The 12,885-nt window shown below is 57.3% G+C and carries 18 protein-coding genes; 10 read left to right on the forward strand and 8 right to left on the reverse strand.

Annotated features, from left to right (window positions below; all coding sequences use genetic code 11):
- Nucleotides 1-87: 87 nt before the first annotated feature.
- The 3 genes from AC4OVS_RS00820 to AC4OVS_RS00830 form a co-directional block, all read right to left on the reverse strand.
- The gene (locus tag AC4OVS_RS00820) at nt 88-1,458 is read right to left on the reverse strand and encodes an IS1182-like element ISCfr1 family transposase (protein WP_000971921.1); all 1,371 of its coding nucleotides are present in this window, start codon (nt 1,456-1,458) and stop codon (nt 88-90) included.
- A gap of 114 nt (nt 1,459-1,572) precedes the next feature.
- Nucleotides 1,573-2,709, reverse strand: coding sequence for a protein NO VEIN domain-containing protein (locus AC4OVS_RS00825; RefSeq protein ID WP_000080861.1), 1,137 nt, complete (start codon nt 2,707-2,709; stop codon nt 1,573-1,575).
- A gap of 50 nt (nt 2,710-2,759) precedes the next feature.
- Nucleotides 2,760-2,987 carry a hypothetical protein gene (locus tag AC4OVS_RS00830; protein WP_000248278.1) on the reverse strand — a complete coding sequence of 76 codons (228 nt, stop codon included), beginning with the start codon at nt 2,985-2,987 and terminating at the stop codon, nt 2,760-2,762.
- A 23-nt stretch (nt 2,988-3,010) separates the two neighbouring features.
- Here AC4OVS_RS00830 and AC4OVS_RS00835 point away from each other — a divergent pair, with 23 nt between their 5' ends.
- Nucleotides 3,011-3,202 carry a hypothetical protein gene (locus AC4OVS_RS00835; RefSeq protein WP_000951934.1) on the forward strand — a complete coding sequence of 64 codons (192 nt, stop codon included), beginning with the start codon at nt 3,011-3,013 and terminating at the stop codon, nt 3,200-3,202.
- Nucleotides 3,203-3,683: 481 nt separating this feature from the next.
- Here AC4OVS_RS00835 and AC4OVS_RS00840 read toward each other — a convergent pair whose 3' ends face one another.
- A complete protein-coding gene (locus tag AC4OVS_RS00840; RefSeq protein WP_000587837.1) occupies nt 3,684-4,226 on the reverse strand; it encodes an AAA family ATPase in 543 nt (180 codons plus the stop codon).
- A 12-nt stretch (nt 4,227-4,238) separates the two neighbouring features.
- Nucleotides 4,239-5,099: an aminoglycoside N-acetyltransferase AAC(3)-IId gene (gene aac(3)-IId / locus AC4OVS_RS00845; RefSeq protein ID WP_000557454.1), complete on the reverse strand. Its 861-nt coding sequence runs from the start codon at nt 5,097-5,099 to the stop codon at nt 4,239-4,241.
- A gap of 232 nt (nt 5,100-5,331) precedes the next feature.
- Here aac(3)-IId and AC4OVS_RS00850 point away from each other — a divergent pair, with 232 nt between their 5' ends.
- Entirely contained in the window at nt 5,332-6,036 is a 705-nt protein-coding gene (locus AC4OVS_RS00850) for an IS6-like element IS26 family transposase (protein ID WP_001067855.1), read from the forward strand.
- 461 nt (nt 6,037-6,497) lie between these two features.
- Here the strand turns inward: AC4OVS_RS00850 and AC4OVS_RS00855 are convergent, their stop codons facing one another.
- From AC4OVS_RS00855 to AC4OVS_RS00865, 3 genes are read right to left on the reverse strand one after another with little or no spacing between them, the layout of a single operon-like run.
- Complete coding sequence (locus tag AC4OVS_RS00855) at nt 6,498-7,082, reverse strand: hypothetical protein (RefSeq protein WP_004187403.1); 585 nt, start codon at nt 7,080-7,082, stop codon at nt 6,498-6,500.
- Nucleotides 7,082-7,240: a hypothetical protein gene (locus tag AC4OVS_RS00860; RefSeq protein WP_163584230.1), complete on the reverse strand. Its 159-nt coding sequence runs from the start codon at nt 7,238-7,240 to the stop codon at nt 7,082-7,084. The genes AC4OVS_RS00855 and AC4OVS_RS00860 overlap by 1 nt, the downstream gene beginning before the upstream one ends.
- A gap of 24 nt (nt 7,241-7,264) precedes the next feature.
- Nucleotides 7,265-7,609: a hypothetical protein gene (locus tag AC4OVS_RS00865; protein WP_045626298.1), complete on the reverse strand. Its 345-nt coding sequence runs from the start codon at nt 7,607-7,609 to the stop codon at nt 7,265-7,267.
- 526 nt (nt 7,610-8,135) lie between these two features.
- On the opposite strand from AC4OVS_RS00865, the gene AC4OVS_RS00870 reads away from it, so the two are divergent.
- From AC4OVS_RS00870 to AC4OVS_RS00905, 8 genes are all read left to right on the forward strand, one after another.
- Nucleotides 8,136-9,410: a type II toxin-antitoxin system RelB/DinJ family antitoxin gene (locus AC4OVS_RS00870; protein ID WP_012579093.1), complete on the forward strand. Its 1,275-nt coding sequence runs from the start codon at nt 8,136-8,138 to the stop codon at nt 9,408-9,410.
- Nucleotides 9,411-9,427: 17 nt separating this feature from the next.
- Nucleotides 9,428-9,700: a helix-turn-helix domain-containing protein gene (locus tag AC4OVS_RS00875; RefSeq protein ID WP_011091036.1), complete on the forward strand. Its 273-nt coding sequence runs from the start codon at nt 9,428-9,430 to the stop codon at nt 9,698-9,700.
- Nucleotides 9,697-10,380, forward strand: a complete 684-nt coding sequence (locus AC4OVS_RS00880; RefSeq protein WP_011091035.1) for a hypothetical protein — start codon at nt 9,697-9,699, stop codon at nt 10,378-10,380. Before AC4OVS_RS00875 ends, AC4OVS_RS00880 begins: the two co-directional genes overlap by 4 nt.
- A 44-nt stretch (nt 10,381-10,424) precedes the next feature.
- The gene (locus AC4OVS_RS00885) at nt 10,425-10,643 is read left to right on the forward strand and encodes a hypothetical protein (RefSeq protein ID WP_011091034.1); all 219 of its coding nucleotides are present in this window, start codon (nt 10,425-10,427) and stop codon (nt 10,641-10,643) included.
- Nucleotides 10,644-10,645: 2 nt separating this feature from the next.
- Nucleotides 10,646-10,855, forward strand: a complete 210-nt coding sequence (locus tag AC4OVS_RS00890) for a DUF7706 family protein (protein ID WP_004187413.1) — start codon at nt 10,646-10,648, stop codon at nt 10,853-10,855.
- A 68-nt stretch (nt 10,856-10,923) separates the two neighbouring features.
- A complete protein-coding gene (locus AC4OVS_RS00895; RefSeq protein ID WP_040027915.1) occupies nt 10,924-11,562 on the forward strand; it encodes a hypothetical protein in 639 nt (212 codons plus the stop codon).
- A gap of 144 nt (nt 11,563-11,706) precedes the next feature.
- Nucleotides 11,707-12,027, forward strand: coding sequence for a hypothetical protein (locus AC4OVS_RS00900; protein ID WP_004187415.1), 321 nt, complete (start codon nt 11,707-11,709; stop codon nt 12,025-12,027).
- A gap of 2 nt (nt 12,028-12,029) precedes the next feature.
- A complete protein-coding gene (locus AC4OVS_RS00905) occupies nt 12,030-12,878 on the forward strand; it encodes a 3'-5' exonuclease (protein WP_015058924.1) in 849 nt (282 codons plus the stop codon).
- Nucleotides 12,879-12,885: the final 7 nt, after the last annotated feature.

Here is a 12,885-nt window from a genome sequence, read left to right on the forward strand (position 1 = left end):
ACTTCAAGTTGCCTTCCGGCGTTTCACTGAGCGTCCTTGCTCAGGTTTAAGGGTTAATTTGAGGGTTTCTGCTCGTAGCAGGCATACCTATCCCGTCAGCGGTGGCCCTTGAGGCAAAAGCTTGGCCATGCGGCGCAGGTTCTGCACCATCGCAGCCAAGGTGAATTCGTCAGTGGCACCCGTTAGGCCACGCAGTCGTAAACGGTCGAGTTTCATGATCCGTTTGAGGTGGGCGAAAAGCATCTCCACCTTCTTTCGTTCGCAGCGAGAGACGAGGTACTCCGGTGTCTTGGCGATGCGTCGAGCCACGTCGCGGGCAGCCTCATGGATGCTGCGGACGATCTTCCGATTCGGCGTGTTGGGGCAGCATTTCGCTTTCAACGGGCAGGTGGCGCAGTCGGTTTGGCTGGAGCGGTAAATGACGGTTTTGGCCTTAGTTACCCGCGACCTTTGCTGGGTGAAGGCGCGCCATTCACTGCGTAGCGGTTTGCCGGCTGGGCAGCGATATTCATTGGCGTCCTGACTCCAGTGAAAGTCGTTACTGGAGAGGCTGTCGTCCTTGCGCTCGGTCTTGTCCCACACCGGCACATGCGGTTCGATGTCCTTTTCTTCGACCATCCAGGCCAGCATCGGGGCGGTGCCATAAGCGGTATCGCCGATAAGGCGTTCCGGTGTGAGATCGAACTGCGCCTCGACACGCTCGACCATCGTCCTAGTCGAATCGACTTCGGCGGTACGGTGCGCCGGGGTAGCTTCCACGTCCATGATCACACCGTGCTCAGTGTCGATCAGGTAATTCGTGGAGTAGGCAAAAAAGGCCGGGCCACCTGGCGCTGCTGTCCAACGGGACTGAGGATCAGTGAGCGAAATTTTCTTGGGAAGAGCCTCAGCCAGCGCCTCTTCATCAAGGGCTTCGAGGTACTCGCGCACTGCGCGGCTGCTGAGCTTTGGATCGTTCCAATCGACCTCATCTCCCGCCACCCCACGTTGCCGGCTGGCATCCGCCTTAATGATGCTGGCGTCGACGGCGAAACCTTCACCCTTGACTAGGCCGGCTGCCATGCAGCGCCGCAGCACCTCATTGAATAACCAGCGGAATAGATCGCTGTCACGAAAACGCCCATGGCGATTCTTCGAGAAGGTCGAGTGATTGGGGACTTCGTCTTCCAGACCCAACCGGCAGAACCAGCGATAGGCCAGGTTCAGGTGCACCTCTTCGCACAATCGCCGCTCGGAACGAATGCCATAGCAGTAGCCGACGACCAGCATGCGCACCATCAACTCCGGGTCAATCGAGGGACGCCCGATGGGGCTATAGAAATCTGCCAGGTAGGCACGTAGATCACTGAGATCCAAGCACTGGTCGATGCTGCGCAGGAGATGTTGGGCCGGGACGTGATCTTCCAGATTGAACGAGTAGAACAGGCGCTGCTGTCCTCCCGGTAACTGTCCCATCATGCTGTTCGCCCCCACGCTCGCTGACAAAGCAATTTTGCCAACGGCATGGGGAGGCCGCTACTTTTTCAACAGAATCGGCCGCACACAGCCATTCGGCTCAACAGAACCCTGCCTTTACCCCACCAAACTCCGGAAACTCGCCCGGTAGTCCGTCGGCTTGAGATGCACATGTTGGCTGAGGTCGCCGGGTAGCGTGAACAGGCGCGGACCGTCCCGAAACTGGAACACGCGATACAGATGGAATTGATCGCCCGCCTCCTTGGAGAATTCGAGTTCGTTGTGGCTGACCAAGAAAGACGAGCCTACCCCGCCATTGGTGGTTTTCACCTCGATGAAGCGCTCATGGGCGTCCTCTTCGAACGACAGGATGTCGAACCCCGCACCGTCTCCCTGGGTGTCGGACACCCAATCCAGCCGCTGAAAAAGCTCTGGGTGGCCGAGCTCGGTCAGGCGTTGCTGTTCGTAGCCAATCACCCACTGCTCCCCTGCCCGGCCCAGCTTGCGGTTGGCTTCATCGCGAGCGGCATAATCGAACTTTCGCGGTAGGCGTTGCCGTAGAGATGCCGGGGTACGCACAAGCACTTCACGGGCGGGTGGTTCTACCAAAGCCGCTCGGTAGGTTTTGTCACCCGGAAGTTTTACCTCCTCCAGGGCATCGACAAGAGCGCCGACCGTCTGCTGATGTTCCAGAACGTAGGCGTGTACGGATTTACGCAGCAGCAGTTGGCTGTTGCCGCGTGGCTTGTAGCCGTTGATATAGGGCAGGCCCAGGGCATCGAGTACGGCGCTAATGTTCTGGTGCTTGAGCTCGACTGAAGACTTGCTGCGACCGTTCAGCAGTTGGCGCAGTGCCTGGTTGTGCTCGGACTTGTGGTACGGCTCCCCAGCCGCCTCGGCACGCAGCATGTCGAAATAGTCTTCGACCGTGGCCAGGACCTCTTCTTCGGACCAGTCTTCGCCGATGCGAATGATGCGAAACCCGAGCCGCGTCAGCGCCGGAACGACGGTCGTCTCGCCACCGGAGAAGCTGTCAGCAGTGAGCGGGCCCTGCTCGGGAAATTGCTTGCCGAAGGCCACACCGGCGATGGCCTTGGAATCGCAATCGGTGCCGGTCTTCGGATCACGTACCAGGAAGTCGCGGGACTTGCCGTAGCCGTGGCGCGCCAGGAATTTCGTGCGGCCCAGTTGCACGAACTCATCGATGGCAGCCTGCACGGCGGCGGGGCTTCGAAGCTGGGAGAGTTGAGACACAGGGTCCTTCCTTACTGTCATGGTGTGCCGGGAACCGCCGAGCCACGAGATTATGAGTAGCCCCTGAACAGAAACGTCACGATAAAAGCCGTGAACGCCACCAGGCCCATTAAATCCCTTGCGTATTTGCAGCCCGTGCTGTCCAAACCTGTACCAGGTCCGATCAACACGCTCCAACCATTGAGGTACGAAAACACCGCCTGACCGAACAAAAAATGCGTGATAGCCGCCGCAGCCATGACGCCGGAATCGTCAGACAGGCTGTAGCTGTTGACCATTGCCCTGTACGCCTGCATCTGAAATGGCTATTGCCCTGATGGGAGCCGGCTTTTCAGCCACCGACACCAGCGATGCCGTCAATATTCTTTACCCGATAACCATGACCGTACAAGCTAACAAGGCCTGGCAAGCCAGCGGACTTAAAAAGTCTTTTTTTCTACCATCCCACAAAAAAGTTCGTGGTGGAGAAAAGATAAGCTATGCAAGGCTTTAGGAGACGTGGTTTTTCAGGATGACGAAGAACGATTCGGCGCTAGGTGCAACATAGGTGCATCGCACGAGCGCTAGGAACGGCGAAAAAAGGCGGACGTGGCGAAATCGGTAGACGCAGCAGACTTTAAAATTGGAGTGCCCGCGGGGAAATCCGCGGAGTAGAACCGCTCAAAGTCGGGGAACGCTAACGGGCAATACCCTAAGCCAATCCCGAGCCAAGCCCCTTCGGGGGAAGGTGTAGAGACTGGACGGGCGGCGCCTAAAGCCTTCGGGCAATGGCGAAGGGACAGTCCAGACCACGAACGTCATCAGACGGCGGCGAAAGTCGAGGTGGTACGAAAATCTGCTTCTCTGTGAGAGTACGGGTTCGAGTCCCGTCGTCCGCACCACAAAGCCAAACATCCCTGCGATGATCGACCTCTGGGCGTTTGGTCGTGAGCCCGCCACCCTCGCGCTACGCTTTGCGCAGGCGTCGAAGGCGATCAGGTGCGCCCATCGATTCCGTCGAGCACCATCGCTGCGAGTTCATCGCTGGTGTGTGCACCACTATCGAGAACACGGGTTGTGCATGGAAGCCGTTCCCTTGCGGCCAAGCATCGGGCGACATTCGCTAATCGCCACTCTCGAATCTCCGCATTTCGATTCGGGTCAGGATGCATGGTCTGGTTCGCGATCCGGTGACGCAATAGGTCCTCGTTGAGCGTCAGAAAGATGTGCAGCAGCTGATCGTCGATCCGCCTTACCCCGTCGAGTATCTCAGTCAGATAGTCCGGGTGCACGAGCGTCATTGGGATGATGATGTCCTGCGAGTAATTCCTTCGAATCTCCCTGACCGCCGCGATCGTAAGTCCCCTCCACAAGGGGAGATCCTGATAGTCTCCGCTCGCTGGCATGGGGACCGTTTCTTTCACCACGAACCCGATTTCCTCGGGGTCAAAGATCAGCGATTTGGAACGCCGATCGCGCAGCCGCTTAGCGAGCGTCGTCTTTCCGGCGCCGAAAGGTCCGTTGATCCAGATTATCATTGTCGACGGCCTCTAACCTGAAGGCTCGCAAGAGCGCTCGACGGCCTCGTGCGGAGGCACGATCGGAGTGGTTCCGAAATGCTTCTCAAGATAGGTGACGCCGAACGTCACGATGTCCTGCGCGTCGAACAGGTAGCACTGAGCAAAGCCCACGACACCTTCTCGATGGCGACCGAGCTTCACGTAAGCATTTGCTATAGTTTCAACCGCATCCGGCTTTCCTTCGATAGCAAAGCAATCGAGAATGCCGTTTGAATCGTAATCCGATGCCGTTTTCCAGGCGACTTCACCGTCTCTTCCAAGCATCGGCATCTCATACGTCACCCACCGTTTGTTGGGGATATCGGCAACCGCCTCGGCGTAGTGCAATGCGGTAACGGAGTTTAGCGGCGCACCCAACAGCAGGGCCTTCCCGCCAAGGCGAACGAACCGCTCGACGGGCGATCCTTCCCCCAAGGCGTGACCGAGTTCGTGAGGCTCCGTCAGCGTTTCAGCCAGCGGACCAACCGCGACCATCGATGCATCGGGGTGCGCGCTGCGCCGCGCGCCGGGGGCTTGAACCAGAAATTGATTCAGCAGGCCGAACCCACGGTAAGTCCCGGCTGTTGCGGGATCGAACGGCAGCCAGGTACGGCGGGCTTCGTCATCCAGCCGAGCGCCATTCAGAGTCTCCTCGTAGGGTGATCGGTCCCACGACGCGTATCCCATCACAGTGCCAGTCGGCCCAACCGCGGAGCGTAACGCGGCAACGACCGTCTCCGCTCCTCCTTCGACCGGACCAATCGCTTTAAGTGAGGCATGCACCATCAAGAGGTCACCGGTTTGGACTCCGAGTTTTTGAAGCGCCTCCGTTATTGCCTTCCGCGTATGCATCGCGATATCTCCTCTAAACTGCAAAACACTATACGGGGTCTGACGCTCAGTGGAACGAAAACTCACGTTAAGGGATTTTGGTCATGAGATTATCAAAAAGGATCTTCACCTAGATCCTTTTAAATTAAAAATGAAGTTTTAAATCAATCTAAAGTATATATGAGTAAACGGCACTGTTGCAAATAGTCGGTGGTGATAAACTTATCATCCCCTTTTGCTGATGGAGCTGCACATGAACCCATTCAAAGGCCGGCATTTTCAGCGTGACATCATTCTGTGGGCCGTACGCTGGTACTGCAAATACGGCATCAGTTACCGTGAGCTGCAGGAGATGCTGGCTGAACGCGGAGTGAATGTCGATCACTCCACGATTTACCGCTGGGTTCAGCGTTATGCGCCTGAAATGGAAAAACGGCTGCGCTGGTACTGGCGTAACCCTTCCGATCTTTGCCCGTGGCACATGGATGAAACCTACGTGAAGGTCAATGGCCGCTGGGCGTATCTGTACCGGGCCGTCGACAGCCGGGGCCGCACTGTCGATTTTTATCTCTCCTCCCGTCGTAACAGCAAAGCTGCATACCGGTTTCTGGGTAAAATCCTCAACAACGTGAAGAAGTGGCAGATCCCGCGATTCATCAACACGGATAAAGCGCCCGCCTATGGTCGCGCGCTTGCTCTGCTCAAACGCGAAGGCCGGTGCCCGTCTGACGTTGAACACCGACAGATTAAGTACCGGAACAACGTGATTGAATGCGATCATGGCAAACTGAAACGGATAATCGGCGCCACGCTGGGATTTAAATCCATGAAGACGGCTTACGCCACCATCAAAGGTATTGAGGTGATGCGTGCACTACGCAAAGGCCAGGCCTCAGCATTTTATTATGGTGATCCCCTGGGCGAAATGCGCCTGGTAAGCAGAGTTTTTGAAATGTAAGGCCTTTGAATAAGACAAAAGGCTGCCTCATCGCTAACTTTGCAACAGTGCCAGAGTTACCGCGTGAATGATGTCCTTCTGCCTGGACGCCTTCTGGATGCCGCTCATGAAGCCCTGTTCAGGGCGCTGGATTCAAGCACTGGCGGTAATTTCTGATACGGAGTTGCACCACGTTTATCGGGTACTTATACTGACAGTGATTAACAAATTAATTTTCCGTTTACTCCGACAGAAAGTTAAGTAGTAAAAACGTCTAGTAATTAAAAGGAGCCCTTCCTCACCAGTTGGGCTCCTTTTGTATATCCTTATTCATTTCATCAAATGTCGGTCCGAGAACTGTCCGCGGCCAGTTTCTGAATTGCACTGATCTCATCTCCGGTCAGCTCAGCACGACTGTCCAGCTGCTGCACGTTTTTGCTCCGGACCTCCCAGAAGTAGTACAAAAAGAATGCCTCGCATGTTCATGACTCTTCTCCCTGTTCGTTTTCACCTGCCCGGTATGCCCGCTGCCCCTTATAACCCAGCAGGGATTCGCACATCAGGTCAGTGATGCGTGCAATAGCGAGATCCGCATTGTCAGCACGCAGGGAAATCACGGCCGTTTCGCCCCGGTTCGCGGCATTCCAGACGCCAGGCAGCAGCGTCTGGAACCGGGCCCGGTCATCCCCCTCCGACAGCAGGGCCGTTTCCGGTAGCCGTTCGCGGATCACCGCTTCACTGGCCTGCCGCAGGATATCGTCACGACTCCAGATGCACAGCGTTGCCGGTCCGCTGCGCATGAGGATAGTAGCAGCGTCAGCCATACTCAGTGTGTCCAGCTTCAGCATCTCCATGCCCGGCCGACGCAGCACAAATCCTATGGGCCGGCGGTACTTGCCCAGCTGCAGCAGATCGTCGTCTGTAAGCAGCTCCAGGCCACGCTGCAGAACCAGATGAAGCACGTCCGCTTCTTTGACCGGGCGGATCAGGTTTTGCCTGGCATTTGCCCGGACGGTCAGAACTTCAATACGATGCCAGAGCTCGTCATTAATATGCTTGGTGGCCATCAATCCTCTCCTTTACGGGCACGAATATAAATCAGCGTCACAACCACAACCGCGCCTATGGCCCAGCTAATCGCTGCATATCCCTCCGGCATGTAGATCATGACCAGCAATGCCAGCAGTAAAAAAATAACGGCGGAAATCACCCCCTGACGCATCATAACCCCCTCTCTGTTAAACATTGTTCACTGGCCACCGGAATGCTCCCCGCCGACATATAACCGTTTTCCATCCGCCGCTTTGCCCAGGCATACGGTGTGACCTGTGCTTAGCTGGCCGGCCTCGATCATGAACGGCGAGCCCGGACCGCGAAACACGTCCGGATCGAGGGCGGCAGGTTCGCCGGCAGCGACCGGCCGGACCATGCCCATATCGTAGCTGTCCGGCAGGTTATCCGGCAGGCAGGCCTGCGTGTAGTCATCCGCGACCTTCTGCGCCTCTTCCAGGGTGGGGTAACGCCCCAGCACGCCGGTGATCTCTTTTTTCAGTCCGAAGCCGTAGCCGCGAACCTTATACGCTTCATATTCCATCCCGTTCACTCCGTTTGCTGTTGTTTACTGAATAACCACACTCTAATAAATTAGGTTTCATGCGTAAATTATAAATATTTAGATTTAGCACTAAAAGCTAAATCGACAGAATCGCCCGCGGGTAGCCATCACCTGGCGTGACTGTCACGCGGTTTATATTGCGGAATGCTTCGCGCCCTTATCTTTTCACCCTGTGACTTTTGCGCCCGCAACCACCGGAAAATACCTTTTCGCCGGTGCCGTCGTTGCGGAAAAAACGTAAATACCGCAAAAAGTGAAATCAACAGGGAAAGGAAGGCAGGGGAGCGGCCGCGCGGCTGCCGGCGCGGACACCATATCTTGTGCCGTTTCCAGCTGACGGAGCCACTACATATAGCGTTATCCACAGAAACGGTGGATAAGTGGCGGCGCTGCGGAGAATACCGCTAAACCGCAACGGTGAAAAAATGTGGTCCCACGCGCAAAAGTGCGGTACAAATGGCTGTACATTATGTAAAGCCAAATGACTGTACAAAAAGGAAGGAGCATGACCGGTTTTTTTGAACGTAAAAAGCGGGCCAAAAACGCCCAGCTGACCGTGCGTCTCGATGAGCAGCTGAAGAAACGCGCCGAACTGCGTCTGGAGGCAATGGGCATGACCGCCACGGAAGCAGTGGAGCAGCTTTACCGCTTCATCGCCGATCACGGCCGGATGCCCGTCACGGAGCGTATCGTCACATTTGACATCCAGTCACAGCGCGGCCGCGCCATCGCCCTCAATCCCGCCGACGCTGTGACCGAAAACACCCGGCGGTTTCTGCAGTCGCTGGGATCTGCAGAAGTGGTCTGCTGCGATCCCGCTGCATTTGAACAGGCGGTGCTGGAATACTTCAGCCTGTATGTGGCCGACCAGGCTGCCTGTTTACTGGCCGGTGTACTGAACGTCACGTTCATGGTTAATGCCGCCAATCGCGTGAAAGATGACTGGCATGACAGGCTGCTGTCCCTGTTACAGCACGACTTTGATTTCAGCGAAGAACAGTCAGTGACGTTCATTAACAGCATCGTGGACAGCGAACATGTCGATCCGGCCATCGTCAGTCGAAATAATACGGTCTGGCGGAGCGGAAAAAGCACCGGGTCCGACGCCGGCGCTGAACAGGCCTTACTGGATAACACCAACGTCAGGGTCTTCTATCCCTCCGGAGAAGCGCCCGTCTCCGGCGAGATCGGCGCCGCCGTCCTGCAGCGTTTCCTGACGTTCCTGGCGGAGCGGGGCGTCAGCTGCAGCGATCCGCAGAGACTGAACGAAAGCGCCGGCCGTGCATGGGGCGTGCGTGAAAATATGATCGGGAATATGCCCCCGGACATGCAGCAGGCCATAAACGATGGCGTCATTTTTGAGGCCAGCGCTGACACGCCGGACTTTTCCCCTGAGCTGGCGGCGGCGTTTGGCTTCACACAGGCCCAGGCAGAAGCGGTGCTGAAACCCGCCCTGACCGCCAGGGATCTCCCCGGTTTCCTGCAGCGCTTTCTGGCGTTCCTGGCCGACCGGGGTATCAGCTGCAGCAATCCCCGGCGGTTTACTGAAAAGGTCACGGAATACGCCAGCCATGAGGGACCGCACCGGCTTATTGCAATGTTGATGTCGCGCATCAGGGATGAGGGGGTCAGTTTTGTCTTTCACAATGAATCCCCGGACGAACTGCCGCGCCTGGCCGCGTCACTGCCCGGCGAACTGGCCGATACCTTCGGGTTTACGGGATGGCAGGCAACAACAATACTGCGTCAAATCCAGCCGGCACGGCCGGGGCAGGATTAGGGCCGGGAGCATACGCGATGAAAACGACCTGTCATGCGGCCGGCATCACGGCGGCGCCGCTTTCCCCGCAGGAGTGGCGGGCGCTGCTCAGGGCGAAAGGCTGGAAGCAGAAGGAGCTGGCCCGCCGCTGGAATGTGTCAGAAACCTGGATCAGTAAGCTGGCCAATAACCCCGATCGGGGCACGCACTGGAACGATGCCTGCCGGGGTCTGCCCGATATTCGTGCCCGGCGGCCCGGCGAACCGCGCGCGGCAGGCACAGACGCACCAGAGCCGGGAGGCACTGAATGAACAAACGTCTTCACCTCATCACCACCTGTACCCGGCGCAAGGCGGGCAGCGTGGAGGATACCGTTTTTCCGGGCGACGCTTCCCTTGATGACGCCTTTGACGGCTGGTACAGGCTGATCGCCCAGGCTGCCCGCCGTCCTGGCAGGGTGCTGGAAACGGGAGAGCTTTACCGGGGCGCACACTGGCTGCGTGCCCGCGGTATCGCGGCGCGGTGGCCGGGCATCGAGCTGTGGGCCATGTCGGCCGGTCTGGGGCTGCGCCACCATACCGATCCGGCGGTCGCGTATGAGGCAACGTTTCACGCCATGCCCTTCGCGCCGGCGACCGTCTGGGGCTCACTGACGGCACGGCCCCCGCTGGCGGGCCGCTGCGCCTCCCTGGCTGAGCTGATGCAACGCTGCCCGGACGATCGCTTTGTGATCGCCGGTTCACCCGTGTATATCAGCGCGGCTGAGCAGGATATTCTGGCCGGCGTGTCGGCACTGCATGATGCGGCCACTCAGCTGATTATCGTGACCTCACAGGGCTATCGTGGTCCGCTGCAGCCGTTTCTGAAAAGAAGCCGCGCGGACATGATGGCGACCCTGAAATCGAACATGACGTGCCTGAATATTGCCTGCGCCGGCGCCCTGATTGACGCCATGATGCAGGCAGACGCCCGGCAGGCGGCGACCATTTAATACAGACAGAGACTGGCGCTACCGTCGCCAGAAGGGGGTTTTACATGTTCAGCATCATTTATCACGCCGGCGCAGCCGTCCTTTTCCTGGTCATGAGCCTGGCGGCCGGCGCCGGCCTCCTGCTTCATGGCCATGAATATACGACAGGTCATTTCTGGAACATGACGGGGCTGTGCATTGTGTCAACTCTCGTCTGGATCTGGGCTGTAGCTCAGGCAAAAGAAGCCTGGTACATTTCACGAAACATCAAAAAAGGACTCTGACCATGAAAGATGAAATTCGCCACGAAAAACCCGTTGAAGTGAATATACAGCTGACACACAGAGAAGCGCAGGCTCTGGCGCAACTGGTTAAGCGGCTGGGATTCAGTGACTGCCGCGGCCTGGCGACGTCAGATATTGAGGCATATCTGATGATGGATGGAATCAACCAGATCATGAAAGCACTGGCTGAAGAGGGCTATGCACCCCGATAAGGGGTCGGGACTATGTGGAACAGGCCGAAAATCCGGCCATATCACGCGGACAGTTTGGGGATGTTTTAATGTTATACATGGCTTTATGCTGCTTTATGATGATCATGGCGTTCAGTGAGATGATCCGCACGATGACGGCGCTTGGCAATGGGAGCTATACCGGCAACCGCTTCTTACCCCTCGTTTTCGTTCTGCTGACGCTGGCGCTGGCTTCACCTTTCCTTGTCACATTTTATGCGCTGAGCCGGCCGTTATCGATGGATGCACTCTCCCGCCTGTCAGTCGGTGCGCAGTGGGCAGGTATCGCTGCCGCCATTCTGCTGTGCATTCTGTATGGCTATCGGGCCTGGAAAAACGGCCGTTTCTGGTATACCGGTGCGGCCATTGCCTCAGTGGTGATTGCCGTTATTTTTGCCAACAGCCTGCTTTTTGTGTCCAGGCCCGATGCCGGCATCGTGGCCACTTTTGTACTGAACAACGATGACAGTAATGACGTGCAGTGTGACCGTTCAGTACTGCTGGTTCATTACAACAAGGGAACCCCCACGGAGTGGCGCTGCCCGACCGGTATCATGTTCATGTCTGATACGTCAAAACCCTTTCTTCCGTGGCCGGATTATCACGGCGGGCGGAGTCAGCATCTGACGGCAGCACTGGATTTGCTCACAGACAGCGCCCTGCGCATTGACCCAGACCAGAAACCATAATTCTCCCGACACCAGGGAAAACAAGCCGCCGTCAAGAGCGGCATTTTCTTTTTCGGACTCCTGATTTCCCGTTATGAACACAATATTATTGATGTCTCACATCAATTAGGTTACTTTGTCATTAATTCCTTAATGACGTGACACATGAATAAGATGCAAAGTAAAGCCCCCTCGATGCGGCTCTCCGGTGTGCAAAAAGACGTATTGTTTGTTCTGTATGGTCTGGCAGAACGTCAGCTGGCGGGCCCGTTCCCGGCGATGCAGCTTTTCAGCATCCTCAATAAGGGACGCCTCCAGCCCGTTGCCGATACCAATTTTCGTCGCTCCTGCCATACGCTGAACCGTCACGGCCTGCTCAGCAAATACCGGGATAATCAGTCACTGACGCTCGCGTTTGGGCTGACAGAGGCAGGCCTGGAGATCGCCAGAGAGGTTTATCACAAACGCCTGACGGAGATGGAATAACCATGAAGAATGATGAGCTGGCCACACGACGCGCAGAGGCGATAGCCGGCGATCGGTGCTTCACGAAAGGGCGCCTGCGCGATGAATTCAGAATGAAGCCGGCTCCCGGTGCTGAGCCGGTGAAATGGTACAAAAGCGCCTATGGCGGCAAGTACGCCGTATACCGCATTGCAGACTGTGTTCCGATGCGGGAAAAACGGCCGCCGACCGAGAAGCAGCAGCAGGCCGGCCTGCGTCTTTCCGTCCTGTCCCGGCTTAACAGCACCAGTGGCCGGATGGCACGGCGGGCACACGACTGGCTGAGTCTGGCGCCGCTCTTTCTGGATACCGAAACGACGGGGCTGGGTAATACCGCAGAAGCGCTGGAAATCGGCCTGACCGATGCGGCCGGCCGGGTGATATTTGAAACCCGCCTGAAGCCGACGGTCGCCATCGAGGCGCAGGCCGCCGCCGTGCATGGTATCGATGAGCCGGCACTCAGCGGCGCACCATCCTGGCCAGATGTGGCGCTGCAGCTGCGACACGCCATCGGGGACCGGCCAGTGATTATCTTTAACGCCCCCTTTGATACCCGCATTCTGAAACAGACGGCCGCCGCACATGGCGATCCGGCCGACTGGCTGGGAGAACTGACAGTATATTGCGCGATGGAGCTGGCAGCAGGGTATTTTGGGGCCACCAATCGCTATGGCACCATTTCGCTGGCCAGCGCGGCCAGTCAGGCAGCATTGGCCTGGGAAGGGGAGGCACACTCGGCAATCGCCGATGCACGGATGACGGCCGGGGTGGTGAACGCCATTGCCGCATACCATCTGGCATTGCTGCAGGAGCAGGAACGGCTGCAGGGCTGACAGACTG

It is taken from the genome of Enterobacter sp. 4974935 (assembly GCF_058661735.1).

Bases quoted from the DNA above. Each gene is read 5' to 3' on its own strand.
- AC4OVS_RS00820 (WP_000971921.1), bottom strand. From the start codon at position 1,458: ATGATGGGACAGTTACCGGGAGGACAGCAGCGCCTGTTCTACTCGTTC.
- AC4OVS_RS00830 (WP_000248278.1), bottom strand. From the start codon at position 2,987: ATGGTCAACAGCTACAGCCTGTCTGACGATTCCGGCGTCATGGCTGCG.
- AC4OVS_RS00835 (WP_000951934.1), top strand. From the start codon at position 3,011: ATGGCTATTGCCCTGATGGGAGCCGGCTTTTCAGCCACCGACACCAGC.
- AC4OVS_RS00840 (WP_000587837.1), bottom strand. From the start codon at position 4,226: ATGATAATCTGGATCAACGGACCTTTCGGCGCCGGAAAGACGACGCTC.
- AC4OVS_RS00850 (WP_001067855.1), top strand. From the start codon at position 5,332: ATGAACCCATTCAAAGGCCGGCATTTTCAGCGTGACATCATTCTGTGG.
- AC4OVS_RS00855 (WP_004187403.1), bottom strand. From the start codon at position 7,082: ATGGCCACCAAGCATATTAATGACGAGCTCTGGCATCGTATTGAAGTT.
- AC4OVS_RS00860 (WP_163584230.1), bottom strand. From the start codon at position 7,240: ATGATGCGTCAGGGGGTGATTTCCGCCGTTATTTTTTTACTGCTGGCA.
- AC4OVS_RS00865 (WP_045626298.1), bottom strand. From the start codon at position 7,609: ATGGAATATGAAGCGTATAAGGTTCGCGGCTACGGCTTCGGACTGAAA.
- AC4OVS_RS00870 (WP_012579093.1), top strand. From the start codon at position 8,136: ATGACCGGTTTTTTTGAACGTAAAAAGCGGGCCAAAAACGCCCAGCTG.
- AC4OVS_RS00875 (WP_011091036.1), top strand. From the start codon at position 9,428: ATGAAAACGACCTGTCATGCGGCCGGCATCACGGCGGCGCCGCTTTCC.
- AC4OVS_RS00880 (WP_011091035.1), top strand. From the start codon at position 9,697: ATGAACAAACGTCTTCACCTCATCACCACCTGTACCCGGCGCAAGGCG.
- AC4OVS_RS00885 (WP_011091034.1), top strand. From the start codon at position 10,425: ATGTTCAGCATCATTTATCACGCCGGCGCAGCCGTCCTTTTCCTGGTC.
- AC4OVS_RS00890 (WP_004187413.1), top strand. From the start codon at position 10,646: ATGAAAGATGAAATTCGCCACGAAAAACCCGTTGAAGTGAATATACAG.
- AC4OVS_RS00895 (WP_040027915.1), top strand. From the start codon at position 10,924: ATGTTATACATGGCTTTATGCTGCTTTATGATGATCATGGCGTTCAGT.
- AC4OVS_RS00900 (WP_004187415.1), top strand. From the start codon at position 11,707: ATGAATAAGATGCAAAGTAAAGCCCCCTCGATGCGGCTCTCCGGTGTG.
- AC4OVS_RS00905 (WP_015058924.1), top strand. From the start codon at position 12,030: ATGAAGAATGATGAGCTGGCCACACGACGCGCAGAGGCGATAGCCGGC.